Source organism: Nocardia sp. NPDC004654 (assembly GCF_040609595.1).
Taxonomy (GTDB): domain Bacteria; phylum Actinomycetota; class Actinomycetes; order Mycobacteriales; family Mycobacteriaceae; genus Nocardia.
Map to the genome: position 1 here is coordinate 641,007 of NZ_JBEXKI010000002.1, position 13,887 is coordinate 654,893.

Annotated in this window: 15 protein-coding genes and 1 pseudogene; 12 read left to right on the plus strand and 4 right to left on the minus strand. The window is 69.4% G+C overall.

The window, feature by feature from the left end:
- Window positions 1-9: 9 nt before the first annotated feature.
- Window positions 10-1,647, plus strand: a complete 1,638-nt coding sequence (locus ABZV58_RS08790; protein WP_354999552.1) for an acyl-CoA synthetase — start codon at window positions 10-12, stop codon at window positions 1,645-1,647.
- Between the two features lie 29 nt (window positions 1,648-1,676).
- Here the strand turns inward: ABZV58_RS08790 and ABZV58_RS08795 are convergent, their stop codons facing one another.
- Window positions 1,677-2,387: an SDR family NAD(P)-dependent oxidoreductase gene (locus ABZV58_RS08795; protein ID WP_354999553.1), complete on the minus strand. Its 711-nt coding sequence runs from the start codon at window positions 2,385-2,387 to the stop codon at window positions 1,677-1,679.
- A gap of 220 nt (window positions 2,388-2,607) precedes the next feature.
- On the opposite strand from ABZV58_RS08795, the gene ABZV58_RS08800 reads away from it, so the two are divergent.
- The 5 genes and pseudogenes from ABZV58_RS08800 to ABZV58_RS08820 all read left to right on the plus strand — a co-directional run bounded on the left by ABZV58_RS08800 (window position 2,608) and on the right by ABZV58_RS08820 (window position 7,436).
- Window positions 2,608-3,660, plus strand: coding sequence for an AraC family transcriptional regulator ligand-binding domain-containing protein (locus ABZV58_RS08800; RefSeq protein ID WP_354999554.1), 1,053 nt, complete (start codon window positions 2,608-2,610; stop codon window positions 3,658-3,660).
- Between the two features lie 77 nt (window positions 3,661-3,737).
- The gene (locus ABZV58_RS08805) at window positions 3,738-4,796 is read left to right on the plus strand and encodes a MoxR family ATPase (RefSeq protein WP_354999555.1); all 1,059 of its coding nucleotides are present in this window, start codon (window positions 3,738-3,740) and stop codon (window positions 4,794-4,796) included.
- A gap of 2 nt (window positions 4,797-4,798) precedes the next feature.
- The gene (locus ABZV58_RS08810) at window positions 4,799-5,692 is read left to right on the plus strand and encodes a hypothetical protein (protein WP_354999556.1); all 894 of its coding nucleotides are present in this window, start codon (window positions 4,799-4,801) and stop codon (window positions 5,690-5,692) included.
- A 12-nt stretch (window positions 5,693-5,704) separates the two neighbouring features.
- Window positions 5,705-6,628, plus strand: a pseudogene (locus ABZV58_RS08815) (hypothetical protein); the annotation flags it as partial.
- Between the two features lie 127 nt (window positions 6,629-6,755).
- A complete protein-coding gene (locus ABZV58_RS08820) occupies window positions 6,756-7,436 on the plus strand; it encodes a DUF5134 domain-containing protein (protein ID WP_354999557.1) in 681 nt (226 codons plus the stop codon).
- 9 nt (window positions 7,437-7,445) lie between these two features.
- Here ABZV58_RS08820 and ABZV58_RS08825 read toward each other — a convergent pair whose 3' ends face one another.
- The 3 genes from ABZV58_RS08825 to ABZV58_RS08835 form a co-directional block, all read right to left on the minus strand.
- The gene (locus tag ABZV58_RS08825; protein ID WP_354999859.1) at window positions 7,446-8,120 is read right to left on the minus strand and encodes a PhzF family phenazine biosynthesis protein; all 675 of its coding nucleotides are present in this window, start codon (window positions 8,118-8,120) and stop codon (window positions 7,446-7,448) included.
- Between the two features lie 165 nt (window positions 8,121-8,285).
- Complete coding sequence (locus tag ABZV58_RS08830) at window positions 8,286-8,825, minus strand: carboxymuconolactone decarboxylase family protein (protein WP_253808802.1); 540 nt, start codon at window positions 8,823-8,825, stop codon at window positions 8,286-8,288.
- Window positions 8,826-8,933: 108 nt separating this feature from the next.
- Entirely contained in the window at window positions 8,934-9,521 is a 588-nt protein-coding gene (locus ABZV58_RS08835; RefSeq protein WP_354999558.1) for a peroxiredoxin, read from the minus strand.
- Window positions 9,522-9,629: 108 nt separating this feature from the next.
- On the opposite strand from ABZV58_RS08835, the gene ABZV58_RS08840 reads away from it, so the two are divergent.
- From ABZV58_RS08840 to ABZV58_RS08865, 6 genes are all read left to right on the plus strand, one after another.
- Window positions 9,630-10,538, plus strand: a complete 909-nt coding sequence (locus ABZV58_RS08840; RefSeq protein ID WP_354999559.1) for a hydrogen peroxide-inducible genes activator — start codon at window positions 9,630-9,632, stop codon at window positions 10,536-10,538.
- A 73-nt stretch (window positions 10,539-10,611) separates the two neighbouring features.
- Window positions 10,612-11,391: an MBL fold metallo-hydrolase gene (locus tag ABZV58_RS08845; RefSeq protein WP_354999560.1), complete on the plus strand. Its 780-nt coding sequence runs from the start codon at window positions 10,612-10,614 to the stop codon at window positions 11,389-11,391.
- Window positions 11,392-11,505: 114 nt separating this feature from the next.
- Entirely contained in the window at window positions 11,506-12,039 is a 534-nt protein-coding gene (locus tag ABZV58_RS08850) for a gamma-glutamylcyclotransferase family protein (RefSeq protein WP_354999561.1), read from the plus strand.
- Window positions 12,040-12,063: 24 nt separating this feature from the next.
- On the plus strand, window positions 12,064-12,654 hold the full coding sequence (locus tag ABZV58_RS08855; protein WP_354999562.1) for a TetR family transcriptional regulator C-terminal domain-containing protein: 591 nt from the start codon (window positions 12,064-12,066) through the stop codon (window positions 12,652-12,654).
- 79 nt (window positions 12,655-12,733) lie between these two features.
- Window positions 12,734-13,471, plus strand: a complete 738-nt coding sequence (locus ABZV58_RS08860; protein WP_354999563.1) for an SDR family NAD(P)-dependent oxidoreductase — start codon at window positions 12,734-12,736, stop codon at window positions 13,469-13,471.
- Window positions 13,471-13,674, plus strand: coding sequence for a 4-oxalocrotonate tautomerase family protein (locus tag ABZV58_RS08865; protein WP_354999564.1), 204 nt, complete (start codon window positions 13,471-13,473; stop codon window positions 13,672-13,674). Before ABZV58_RS08860 ends, ABZV58_RS08865 begins: the two co-directional genes overlap by 1 nt.
- Window positions 13,675-13,887: the final 213 nt, after the last annotated feature.

Consider the following 13,887-nt stretch of genomic DNA (forward strand, 5'->3'; position numbering starts at 1 on the left):
GGTGGATCCATGAACCGTGTCAACAGCCTCGGCTCCGTCGTGGTCGGCGCGGCCCGCCGCGTCGCCGACGAGACCTACTACGCGAGCCTCGCGGTGCGCGCGGGCCTGGCCACCCCGCAACGGCCGGATCGGCTGGCGCGCATCGGTTTAGCGGTGCTGCGGTCGGGCATGCTCGGGGGACTGGTGACGGTGGCCGCGCTGCGCTACCGGCACCGGGCCGCGATCATCGATGAACTGGGCACGGTGAGCTTTCGCGAACTCGACGAACGCACCACCGCGCTGGCCAACGCCTGGCGGGCGCGCGGTCTACGCGACGGCGAGGGCGTGGCCGTGCTCGCGCGCAATCACCGCGGCTTCCACTACGCGGTGCTCGGCGCGGCCAAATGCGGCGCCAAGATCATCCTGCTGAACACCGATTTCGCCGGGCCGCAGCTGCGCGAGGTCCTGGCGCGCGAAGGCGCCGATCTGCTGGTCTACGACGACGAATACGCGGGCATCCTTGGCGATCTGCGCACACCGCGCGGCCGCTACCGCGCCTGGACCGACGCGCCCGCGGTCGACACGCTGGAGAACCTGATCGCGGGCGGCTCCAGAAAACCGCCGCGCCGACCGAGCACCGCCGCGCGGATCATCCTGCTGACCAGCGGCACCACCGGAACCCCCAAAGGGGCGCCGCGCCGGGAGCCGACCTCGCTGGCGCCGCTGGGCGCCATCCTCGGCCGGGTACCGTTCCGCGCCCGAGAGGTCACCGAATGCCCGGCGCCGCTGTTCCACACCCTCGGCTTCGCGCACGCCATCATGGCCGTCGCTTTCGGCTCGACTTTGGTGATCCGGCGGCGCTTCGATCCGCAGGCGGTACTCGACAGCCTGCACCGCAATCGCGCCACCGCGTTGATCACCGTGCCCGTGATGCTGCAGAGGCTGGTCGATCTCGGGGCGGAAGCCCGTGCGGGACTCGACTTCTCGCGGCTGCGGATCGTCTTCGTCGCGGGCTCGCAGTTGGGCGCCGAGCTGTGTGTGCGGGTCACCGAGGCGTTCGGTCCCGTGGTCTACAACGTCTACGGCTCTACCGAGGTGGCGTACGCGACCATCGCCACGCCCGCCGACCTGGCGGTCGAGCCCGGCTGTGTCGGCACCCCGGTGCCCAGCACCACCGTCAAGATCTTCGACGAGAACGACGCCGAGCTGCCGCAAGGCCGCACCGGACGCATCTTCGTCGGCAACAACTACCAGTTCGAGGGTTACACCGGCGGGGGAGACAAAGACCGCATCGGCTCCCTGATGTCCACCGGCGACGTCGGCCATTTCGACAGCGCGGGACGGCTTTTCATCGACGGCAGGGACGACGACATGATCGTCTCCGGCGGCGAGAACGTCTTCCCCGGCGAAGTCGAGGAACTGCTCGCCGCCCACCCCGCGGTCGAGGAAGTGAGCGCTTTCGGCGTCGAGGACGACCGACACGGCCAGCGCCTGCGCGCGGTCATCGTCGTCCGCCCCGGCCACACACTCACCGAAGTCGAGGTGCGCGACCACGTCAAAACCCACTTGGCCCGCTTCAAGGTCCCCCGCGACGTCCTCTTCGTCGACCAACTCCCGAGAAACCCCACCGGCAAAGTCCTCAAACGCGTCCTGCGGGAGATGGGTTAGAACGAGTCCGGCTGGGACACGGGAATGGGTCAGTCCATGCCGAACAGGCGGCGCATGGTGTGGCGGAGGCGGGCGCGGTCGGGGAGTGCGGTGCGGAGCCAGCCGTCGGGTGGGACCACGACGAGTCCGCTTCTGCGGTGTTCGACGCAGTCGACGATGGCGTCGGCGACCAGTTCGGGGGCCGGGGCATAGCCGGGGGCGATGGTGCTGACCAGCACGCCTTGTTCGGCGAGGCCGCGGTGCAGCGCGGTGCCGAGGCCGACGACGGCGTGTTTGGTCGCGCTGTAGACGGCCGCGCCGAGTGCCGCGGTGACGCCGACCGCCGAGCCGATGTTGACGATGTGGCCGTGTCCCTGCTCCACGAAACGTCTTCCGGCCAAACGGGATCCGTTGATCACCGCGCGCAGGTTGACGTCGATCTGGTGATCCGATTCGATCTCGGACTCGCTCAGGAACGATCCGCTCGGCGCGGTGTCGGCGGCGTTCACCACCACGTCCAGCCCGCCGAGTTTGCGTTCGGCGCGGGCGAGGAACTCGGCGAACCGCGCACTGTCGGCGGTGTCCAGCGCGAGGCCCACGGCGGTGCCGCCGTGCATTCGCGCGAACTGCTCGGCCACCGCGCGGGCCCGTCCCGTGTCGCAGTCCCCGAGCGCCACGTCCGCTCCGGCCGCGAGAAAGGCCAGCGCGATCTCGCGGCCGACGCCGTGCGCGCCTCCGGTGATCGCTACCCGTTTGCCCACAAGTGTCTTCTTCGACATGTGATTTCGCCCGCTTTCGCCTCGGGCCTCGACGGTAGGGCGCGGCGCGGTGTCGATGCCATGCGATGTCGGGTCAGGACATTTCGGATATCGGCCAGTTTGTGCCGCCCGACCGTGAGGTGTTCGCCGCGCCCACCGTCCGGACGGACAGGACGTCCGGCTGTCCTTGCGATGTCCGGCCAAAACCATGCGGAATCCGGCCATGCCGGACGACGATGAAGCGGTGTCCTCGTGGGAGTGGCGGCGCTCGGTGACCTTGTCGGCTGTGCTGGTCGAAGTGGCGCGCGACCACGGTCTGCCGCTCGCGGAATGCTTGCGCGACACCGGGATCGAGCCCGCGCAGCTCACGACGCCGGGCATGGAAGTCACCGCCGCGCAGGAGCTGGCTCTCATCGGCAATATCGTCACCCGGTTCGACGACCGACCCGGCCTCGGCCTGGAAGCCGGAATGCGCACGCACGTCACGACTTACGGCGCGCTCGGGCTGGCGCTGCTCAGCAGTCCGACGGCGCGCTCGGCGGTGGACCTGCTGATGCGCTACATCCGGATGACCACGACTTTCGCCCGCACCCGGCACGTCTACCAGGACGACACGCTGCTGCTCTACGCCGACGACCGCGCCGTGCCGTCGCGACTGCGCGGCTTCCTGCTGGAGCGGGACGTCGCTGTGCTGCTGACGAACTGGACGGCGGTGTACCACGCGCCAGCGCCGATTCTGGGCGGCCAGGTCGCCTGGGGACTGCGTCCCCGGCTGCAACCGATCCTGGACCAGTACGGCCTCACGGCAACCGATGGCGCCGGCCCGCACCTGGTCGTCTTCGACACCGCGGGCTTCGACGACCCACTGCCGCAAGCCAGCCCGCTCACCGCGGCGCTGTTCGAGGAGCAGTGCGCGGACCTGCTGCGACGGCGGGGGCTTGCCAAGGGCATCGCCGGATCGGTACGGGAGGTCCTGCTGCACCGGCTGGGCGGGCGCGTCTCGCAGGAGGACGTGGCGGCCGCGTTGCACATGAGTCTGCGCACCATGCGCCGCCGCCTAGCGGACGAGGGCACGTCGTATCGCAGGCTGTGCAGCGAGACCTATGGCAACCTGGCCGAGGAACTGCTCACCACCGGCCTGACCGTCGAGGACGTCGCCTACCGCATGGGGTACTCGGGCGCGCCGAGCTTCTCCAACGCGTTCAAACAGTGGCGCGGCGTCTCCCCTGGCCGGTTCGCCCGCGCGGCCGCGGAACGGCACGGCCGACCGATCTGACGCGAAAAACCGGTGGCCGAGCCGGCGTCGGCGCGCGTACCTTCGACCCTCGTAATTCTCGACGGGGGAGGAAAGTTATGGAGGCGACGGTCACGGTGACTCCGGACCAGCTGCCGGAGTTGCTGCTGCATGTCGCCTCGGTGCGGCCGGTGTTTCTCTGGGGCGCACCGGGTATCGGCAAGAGCTCGCTGGTGCGCTCGTTCGCCGAATCGCTCGGGCTGGAGTGCGTCACGCTGCTCGGCACCCAGCTCGCGCCGGAGGACCTGATCGGGGTGCCGCAAATCGTCGGCGACCGCAGCCGCTTCGCGCCGCCCGAGCTCATCGCCCGGCCGACGCCGTACTGCCTGTTCCTCGACGAACTGAACGCGGCGGCGCCCGAGGTGCAGAAGTCGTTCTACTCGCTGATCCTGGACCGCCGCATCGGCGGCTACGAGCTGCCCGCCGGTTCGGTGGTGATCGGCGCGGGCAACCGCGCCACCGACAACGCGCTGGCCCGTCCGATGGCCTCGGCGCTGGTCAACCGCATGGTGCACCTGCACCTGCGGGCCGACGTGGACGACTGGCTGAAGTGGGCCGCGCACAACGACATTCACCCGTGGGTGGTGCGCTACGTGACCCAGCGCCCCGATCACCTGTGGTCGGCGGCGCCGAAGACCGAGGCGCCCTTCTCCACCCCGCGCGGCTGGCACATGCTCTCCGACGCGCTGCACTCCTGCGGCGACGATCTCGACGACACGTTGCTCGAGGTGCTCGCGGCGGGCACGCTGACCCCCGCGCACGCCTCGGGGTTCCGCGCCTTCGTCAGGACCATCCGGCACGCGTACGATCTGGACGCCGTGCTCGAGGGCGAGGCCGACTGGCCGCGCGATCCCGGCGACCGCGATCTGCTGTACTTCCTGTCCGAGACCTTCCGCGCGCGGTTGATCAAGGACCTGCCCGGCTCCCGCAAGCACGTCTCCGCCGCGACGCACCGATTCGTGTTGCGGGCCAAGACGATGCTCGTCGAGCTGGCGGAGATCTCGGTCGAATGCGCGCAGTTGGTGATCGCCTCGGACGCCGACGGTGTGCCGGTACTGCCCTCCTGGTTCCTGGTCGAGGTGACCCGCGACCTGCCGCGCCTGGCCGCGCGGCGATAGTCGTGGGCGCCGCGCGCGGGAAGCGCCGCGCGACCGTCGACCCCTGGCGCGAGGCCGTGCTGGACGGCTGGGGCATGGTCATGGCGCACCGCGCCTTCCGATATCTGCCGGGTCGGCTCTACGAGCTCGACCCGCGCCAGACTTCGCCGGAGGTGTGGGCGCGCATCGCAGGCGGGCGCATCGGCTACCACCCGAAGCGCCGCGCCGAATCCGCCGAGTGGGCCTGGGTTTTCGCGCACTGCCTGCTGCACGCCGGATTCGGGCACATGGATCCGCGCGGCGTGGATCCCGCGAATATCGTCACCGACAGCCATCTGGCGAAAAGCTGGTCCAGCGACGCGGCCGAACCGCACCCAGCCTATCGCGCCGCCTGCTGCGCGGTCGTCGACCAGTATCTGACCACGATGAAGATCGGGCGTCGGCCGACCGAACTTCCTGCCACGCCGAGCATTTCCGACGAGCACGCCACCGCGGCGCGCTGGCGCGACACCGCCGTCCCCGTCGAGTACCGGCGCGACGACCCGCCGGACTTCCTGATCAGCGGCGCCGCCGCGGCCGAGCGCGCCGACGACCCCGCGCGCTTCGCCGCGGGCATCGCCGCCGCCGCCCGCGACGCGTTGACCGTCGCGGGCGGCGATTCGACACCGGACGGGCGTCGGCCGCAGCAGGCCTGGGACGCGGCGCTCAGCTGGTTCGTCTCCTCGTACCCGCTGCTCGGCGCGTTGGCGGCCGGGATGACGCTGGTCGCCGACGCCGATCTGGCGCGCGGCTGGGATATCGCCATCGCGGCGGTCAACGCGGAGGCGGCGGAGATCTACGTCAACCCGCTGGCCGGGCTGACCCAGGAGGAGTGGCGCTTCGTGCTCGCGCACGAAATGCTGCACGCCGCACTGTGACACGGCGAACGCACCGCCTGGCGCGACCCGTACCTGTTCAACATCGCGTGCGACTACGTGGTGAACGGCTGGCTGGTGGAGCTGGGAGTCGGGGTCATGCCCGAGGGCCTGCTCTACGACCCCGCGCTGAAAGGCTGCTCGGCGGAAGAGGTGTACGACCGCATCGCGACGGATCTGCGGCGATTGCGCAAGCTCGCCACGTTGCGCGGGCGCGGCCGCGGCGACGTGCTCGGCGAACCGCTGCCGCACTCCGGCGGCGCGGGACGCTACGTCGACCTGGACGACTACTACCGCAACGCGCTGACCACCGGCCTGGCCTATCACCTGAACAGTGGGCGCGGTTACCTCCCCGCCGCGCTGGAAGAGGCGATCCGCGCCATGGACCAGCCGCCGCTGCCGTGGGACGCGCAGCTGGCGCACTGGTTCGACGAGCACGTCCCCTCGGTCGACAAGCGCCGCAGCTATGCCCGCGCCTCCCGCAGGCAGGCGTCGACGCCCGACATCCCCCGCCCCGCCTGGGTGCGGCCGGAGGAGAGCGCGCGGCTGCCGACCTTCGGCGTCGTCCTCGACACCTCGGGCTCGATGGACGCGGCGCTGCTCGGAAAAGGCTTGGGCGCCATCGCTTCCTACGCGCTGGCCAGAGACGTGCCGCGCGCCCGGGTGGTGTACTGCGACGCCGCGGCCTACGACGCCGGATACCTGCCGGTCGAGGAGATCGCGCGCGGCGTGCGCGTGCGCGGCCGCGGCGGCACGGTCTTGCAGCCCGGAGTTCGGCTGCTCGAACGCGCCGACGACTTTCCCGCCGACGGACCGATTCTGATCATCACCGACGGCGCCTGCGATGTACTGCGGGTGCGCCGTGAGCACGCCTACCTCGTGCCCGCGGGCGCGTCGCTGCCGTTTCGGCCGAATGGTCCGGTCTTCCGGATGCGGTGAGCCGGGGTGTCCGAGGACGGCGTCGGTAGCTCACGCTCGGAGTAGCGAGAAAGGGCACCCTAACCCCGTCCGGAATGCGAGCATGGAAGGGCTGTCTCACGATCGCCGCGGCGAAAGGTGGTGGGGTGTGGCCGAGTTCGTGCAGGAATACGCCGCGTTGCGGTGGTCGGTGGTGGCGGCGTTCCTGGTGGCGTCCGCGATCGTGACGTTGCGGTTGGCGGGACCCGTTCGCGGGAACGCGGGCTCGGTCGATCAGGGGATAGGTGGTGCGAGAATCCTCGAATCGCCCGCGGGTTCGAACCGGGTTGCTTCCCAGCGCATCTCATCTCACCCGCAGGCCGCACACCAAGAGTCGGATGCCGCCCATCTGGTCATGTGCCTGATCATGCTGGCGATGCTGCTCTTCCCGACCGGAGCCAGCCCGCACGCCGTGCGTGGCGTGCTGATCGCCATGACGGTCGCGTTCGGCGCGCTGCTCGTCGGCCGGATCGTGGAATGGCGCGCGACGCGCGAGAACGCCTCGGCGGGACGAATCTTCGCGATCGGGTATCACGCGTTCGCCGCCGCGGCCATGCTCTACGCGATGTCCGGGCATTCGGCCGCCGGCCATGCGGGACCGCCGCCCGTCGCGGCCTCTGCGCTCGCCGCGCTTTTCCTCGCCGACGCGCTCGCGGTGCTGTTCCTGCGCGGCAGCGGATGGCACCGGATCGCGCACTCGGTCGGCGCGATCCGGTCAGCGGCCGTCGTGCCGCACGTGGTGATGGATCTCGGTATGGCGTACATGCTCGTCGCCGCGGCGCTCGGATGAGACCGGGAATCAGATTTCTACGACGGTGTCGGCGACGACGCGACCGCCGAGACGCACCCAGCCGTCGGAGTCCCACTCGGTGAACAACTGCGAGCCCTGGCCCTGCGTGATGATCAGGCTGCGGCGCAGCCGAGCGGTGAGCGCGACCGCTGCCGCGCCGGTGGCCTCGTCCTCTTCGATGCCCATGGTGGGAGCGAACATTCGCGAACGCAGCGTGGCACGGTGCTCCTCGGTCCAGCACCACAGGTAGTGCGGTCCACCGGGAAACTCCTCGGGCCGCGCCGCGGCCAGCTCGTCGAGGCTGTCGAGCTGATGGAAGGTGAAGTCCGGCGCCCACTCGCCGCGCGCCTTGATCCAGGTCAGGCCGTCGGCCACCTCGACGGGCACCGGTCCGGCGGGCATGTCGAGCACTCGCACGGGGATGCCCTGTTCGGCGAGCCACCACGCGGTGCCGACCGACGGATGTCCGGCGAACGGGAGTTCGACGGCCGGGGTGTAGATCCGCATGCGGGCGATCTCGGCGACCGGGTCCTCGACGACGACCGTCTCGCTGTAGCCGGCCCGCGCCGCGAGAGCCTGCGGATCGGTCTCGCCGACGTCCTTCGCACGGGCGATGCCCAGTGGATTGCCGAGGCGTCCGGTCGCATCCGTGAATACGCGCACCACCTCGACCCGCGTGCCCATGGCTTCCGGTTCATCCTGTGTGCCCATGCACGCGAGCCTACCGGCTCGTACCATCGGCTACCGCAGAGCAAACGTGGCGCCGATCACTCCGCGCGAGGCCGGTCTAGGTGGAAAATGCCGGAAGCCCCGTCCGAGAAAAGACGGGGCTTCCGGGTCGTCGCGGCGTCAGACCGACGCGGCGGCGAGCGTCTCGGTGGACTGCACGGCCTGGCCGACACCGGCCACGATGGCGGCGGCGCGCAGCGACTCGAAGATCACCTCGCGGGAGACACCGGCCTCGCGCAGGGTGTGCTCGTGCGCCTCCAGGCAGTGGGCGCAGCCGTTGATCGAGGAGACGGCGAAGGACCACAGCTCGAAATCGGCCTTGTCGACGCCGGGAGTGCCGATGATCTGCATGCGCAGACCGGCCCGCAGGTCGTCGTAGCGGCCGCCGAGGAACGCCTTGCCCCGGTAGAACACGTTGTTCATGCCCATGATCGAGGCGGCGCCGAGCGCGGCGTTGTACGCCTCCGCCGACAGGATGTCGGCGGCTTCCTCGGCGATCTCACGCAACGTGGTCGCCGACCGGGTCGCGGCCGCCGACGCGAGCAGGGTGCCCCACAGCTGCTGTTCGTTCAGCACGGTGGTGCGCGCGATCGATGACAAGTTGAGCTTGAGGTCCTTGGCGTACTCGGGAAGGGAGTTCTTCAGGTTCTCAATGCTCATTCGACGTTTCCTCTGTGTGTGTCAGGCCCGGCGAGCGCGGGGATGTTCTCGAAGACGCTCCCCGCCGGAGCGGGGAGCGGGATCTGTTCGGGGAGTGGGTGTTCCGGATCAGACGCTGGCGGCGAGGAGCTCACCGGCGTTGATGGTCGGGTCGCCCTTCTTCCAGTTGCAGGCGCACAGCTCGTCGGACTGCAGGGCGTCGAGCACGCGCAGCACCTCGTCGACGTTGCGGCCCACGGAACCGGCGGTGACCGAGACGAACTGGATCTCGTTGTTCGGGTCGACGATGAAGGTCGCGCGGTCGGCGACACCGTCGGCGTTGAGCACGCCGGTGGCGGTCGCCAGCTCGCGCTTCAGGTCCGACAGGATCGGGAACGGCAGGGTCTTCAGGTCCTCGTGCTGCGCGCGCCACTGGAAGTGGACGAACTCGTTGTCCACCGAGGCGCCGAGCACCTGCGCGTCGCGGTCGGCGAACTCCTCGTTCAGCTTGCCGAACGCGGCGATCTCGGTCGGGCAGACGAAGGTGAAGTCCTTCGGCCAGAAGAAGACGATCCGCCACTTGCCCGCGTGATCGTCGCTGGTGACCTGGGTGAAGTAGTCGTCAGGCTGCTGAGCGTCGACCTTCGACAGATCACCGCCGATGACCGCGGTGAGGTTGTATGCCGGGAACTGGTCGCCGATGGTCAGCAGGGCCATGCTTTGTCTCCTCGTCCTTCGTGGGGTTTTGGGCGTGCGAAGTTCTCTGTGATCTTGCACAAAGGGCAGTGAAAGGTAAAGGTGATCAGTCGCACTACACTGATAGGCGTGACTGATCAGACTTATCAGCCGACACTTTCGCAGCTGCGTGCGTTCGTGGCGATCGCGGAATACCGGCATTTCGGCACCGCGGCCGCCCGGCTCAGTGTGAGCCAGCCCACGTTATCGCAAGCATTGGCCGCGCTCGAAAACGGACTGGGACTCCAGCTGATCGAGCGCAGCACCCGCCGCGTCCTCGTCACCGCGGCCGGAATGCGGTTGTTGCCACAGGCGATGGCGACGCTGGAGGCCGCCGACCGCTTCGTCGCCTCGGCCACCGGCGACGGGCTCGGCGGCACGCTGCGGATGGGGATCATTCCGACCGTGGCGCCCTACGTGCTGCCCGCTCTGCTGCCCGAGCTGCGCAAGCGACTGCCCGCGCTGGTGCCGCAGGTCGTCGAGGACCAGACCGCGCGTCTGCTGGAGGGATTGCGCACCGGCGTGCTCGACGTCGCGCTGCTCGCACTGCCCACCGAGAACCCGGGGTTGGTGGAGATTCCGCTCTACACCGAGGAATTCGTGCTGGTGACCCCGCGCGGCCACGCGCTGGCCGGGCGCAAGGACATCGCGCCCGCGGTGCTCGGCACGCTGCCGCTGCTGCTGCTCGACGAGGGGCACTGTCTGCGCGACCAGACGCTCGACCTGTGCCGTTCGGTCGACGTCCACCCCGGCGCGGTCGGCGACACCCGCGCCGCCTCGCTCGCCACCGTCGTCCAATGCGTCGCGGGCGGCCTCGGCGTCACGTTGATCCCGGAAATGGCCGTGCCCGCCGAAACCGCCAGGGGCACACTGGAGACCGCGCGCTTCGCCGATCCGGCGCCCGGCCGCACCATCGGTCTCGCGTTCCGCGCCTCGAGCGCCCGCAGCGACGACTACGAATACCTCGCCGCCATCATCCGCGCGCATCGGCCGATGTGAGGCATCGAGCGGTCCCCCGTAACGAGCTCTTCGTGGCATTGACCGCGGGTTCGGCGGCTGGGACGCTCGGCTGGTGCGGATTCACCACCTGAACTGCGGGTCGATGACGTTGGGCATGGTCGACCACTGCCTGTTGATCGAGACCGATACCGGGCTCGTCCTGGTCGACACCGGCTACGGCCTGGAGTGCGTGCGAGATCCGGGACGGATGATGGGGCCAGCGCGATTCTCGCTGGGCGCCAAGCTGCTCGAACGGGAGACGGCGATACGGCAGATCCAGTCGCTCGGCTACGACCCGGCCGACGTCCGCGATATCGTGCTCACCCATCTGGATCTGGACCACGCGGGTGGGCTTGTCGATTTCCCGGACGCGACCGTGCACGTGCACGGCCCGGAACTGCGCGCGGCGAATTCGTCGAAGGGGTTGTTCGACCGGCTGCGCTACCAACCGGCGCAGTGGGCGCACCGGCCGAAGTGGCTGACCAACGAGATCGACGGCGGCGCGGACTGGTTCGGTTTCCGCGCGGTCCGCGACCTGCCCGGCCTGCCCGCGGAGATTCTCGTCGTCCCGCTGTACGGCCACACCGAGGGACACGTGGGCGTGGCGGTCGACACCGGCGACGGCTGGCTGCTGCACGCGGGCGACGCCTTCTACGTCGGCAGCGAGATCGACCCGGTGCGCCCGCGAACCCCGCTGATCTGGCAGTTGATGGAGTTGCGTTCGCTCGGCTCGAACGACTTCCGGCAGAACCGCGAACGTCTCCTCGAACTCAATCGGGCGCACGGTGCGGAGATCGCCGTGTTCTCGTCCCACGACCCCGACGCGTTCGCCCGGCTGGCGGGGCGGGATTGACGCCGTTCCGGTTCGCCTGGTGGAACGGTCGGTGGCGGTGGGGATCAGGCGCGGCGTCGAATGGGGCAAACTCGAATCGGGCACAGTGGTGACAACGCCGGAGAGGAGTGAGGTGTGGAGGTGATCGGCAACCGCCCCGGTGGACGCCTCGCGCGGGTGTCCACAACCGAGCATGCGCTCTTCGTCTACGGCACCCTGCAATTCCCCGAGGTGCTGCTCCCGTTGCTCGGACGCTGCCCCGATCTAGCGCCCGTCGAACTGACCGGATGGCGGGCGGCCGCGCTGCCCGGCCGGGTGTATCCAGGGCTGGTCTCCTCGGTGCGAGCGACGGTGCGTGGCGTCGTGCTCTCGGGTTTGAGCGCGGGGGAGTGGGCGGTGCTGGATGCCTTCGAGGACGACGAATACGACTTGCGCCCGGTGGATTTCGGCGGCGATCCTGGCGCTCGCTGGGGGCGTCGGCCGGAGAATCCCGATCTCGCGGGGACCGCGCGCTCTGCGCCCGGCGTGGTGTGGACTTACGTGTGGACCGCCGATGTCACCCCGCACGACTGGCGCGCCGAGGAATTCGCCGCCGAACATCTGACCGTATTCGCCACGCGGTGCGCGGGCTGGCGCCGCACTGTCGAGCCCACCGATTGCAATTCCTAGACGACCGGTCGTATATTTCTCCGTATGGCACGACCGCGACGTAGTGGCGACACCCGCCAGCTCCTGGTGGAGGAGGGCGCCGCCGGTTTTCTGGCGAACGGCTACCACGGCACCGGCATCAAGCAGGTGCTCGACGCGGTCGGCGTGCCGAAAGGCTCGTTCTACAACTACTTCGACAGCAAGGAGAGCTTCGGGCAGGCGGTCATCGACTACCACTCCCGCTGCATCCAGCGAAACCTCGCCGAGGCGCTCGGGCCGGCCCCCGATCCGGTGACCGGGCTGCGGACTTTCTTCGCCAAGCAGATGGACGAGTTCGTCGAAACCGATTTCACCGGTGGGTGTTTGATCGCCAACCTGGGCGGCGAGCTGGAGGGCAGCGAGACGCTGCGCGAGTCGCTGTCCGGGGCGTTCCGCGGCTGGCGCGACGGCGTCGCCAAGGCGTTGCTCGAGGCGCAGGAGCGCGATCTGGTGCGCGGCGACATCCCGGCCGAGGAACTCGCCGACCTGCTCATCGAGTCCTGGGAGGGGGCGGTGATCCGGATGAAGATCGACCGCTCGCTGGAACCGCTGCACAAGTGTCTGCGGCGTCTCCTGGACGACTACTTCCGCCCCTGAATTCGCTTGCCCAGCAGGGCAGCTGACTACTTTGTCTATTCCAAGACGACCGGTCGTATCATATGAGAAGGGAATCAACATGACAGCCAAAACGGTCATCGTGACCGGATCCTCCAGCGGGATCGGTCGCGATGTCGCACGGGCGCTGGTGGCCCGCGGCGACAACGTGGTGATCAACGGGCGCGACCCGGACAAGCTCGCCGCGGTCGCCGCCGAGCTGGGCGCGCCCGAACGGGTGGCCGAGGTGATCGGCGACATCGGCTCGGCCGCAACGGGTTCCGCGCTCGTGCGGACCGCGGTCGAGCGGTTCGGCCGGGTGGACGTGCTGGTGAACAACGCGGGCATCTTCGGAGCCAAGCCGTTCGTCGACGTCACCGAGGCGGAACTGGACAGCTACCTGAACGGCAACCTCAAGGGCACCTACTTCACCACCCAGGCGGTGGTGCGCAGGCTGCGCGAGCAGGGTGGCGGCGGCAGCATCGTGAACATCGGCACCGTCCTGATCAACCACGCGCTCGCCGGGCTGCCCGCCTCCGCCGCGCTGGTCAGCAAGGGTGGCGTACACGCGCTCACCACCAGCCTCGCGGCCGAACTCGCGGTCGACGGCATCCGGGTCAACCTGGTCGCGCCGGGCATCGTCCGCACCCCGCTCTTCGGTGACGGCGACGAAAAAGCCTCGGGCCGTTTGGCTTTGCTCAACCGTATCGGCGAGGTCGCCGAGACCACCGCAGCCGTCCTCTATCTGGCGGACGCGGAATTCACCACAGGCAATATCTTCCCCGTCGACGGCGGGTTCATCTCCGGGAGGGCAGCGTAATGCCGTACGTCAACATCAAGGTCACCGACGAAGGCGTGACCGCCGAGCAGAAGACCCAGCTCATCAAGGGCGTCACCGACCTGCTTCGGGAGGTGCTCGGCAAGGATTCGGCGAGCACGTTCGTGGTGATCGACGAAGTGCCGCTGACCGATTGGGGTGTCGGCGGGATGAACGTGGCGGATTGGCGCGCGCGCAATTCCTGAGCGGGACGCCCGGCGGACGCGATCGGCCCGGAACGCGGTTCCGGCCTCGCGCCGCCGGGCGTCGGCGTTTCCGGGTGGTTCGCCGCAGGGCGGCGCGGCGGGAAAGCGGTCGCACGGCAAGGGGTTCGGGTACCGTATTCGGCACGGCGTTGCGTTACGGAGAGTGCCCGCGATCTCACAGTGTCAGTGCACGATCCAGCTCGACGGAGGGGA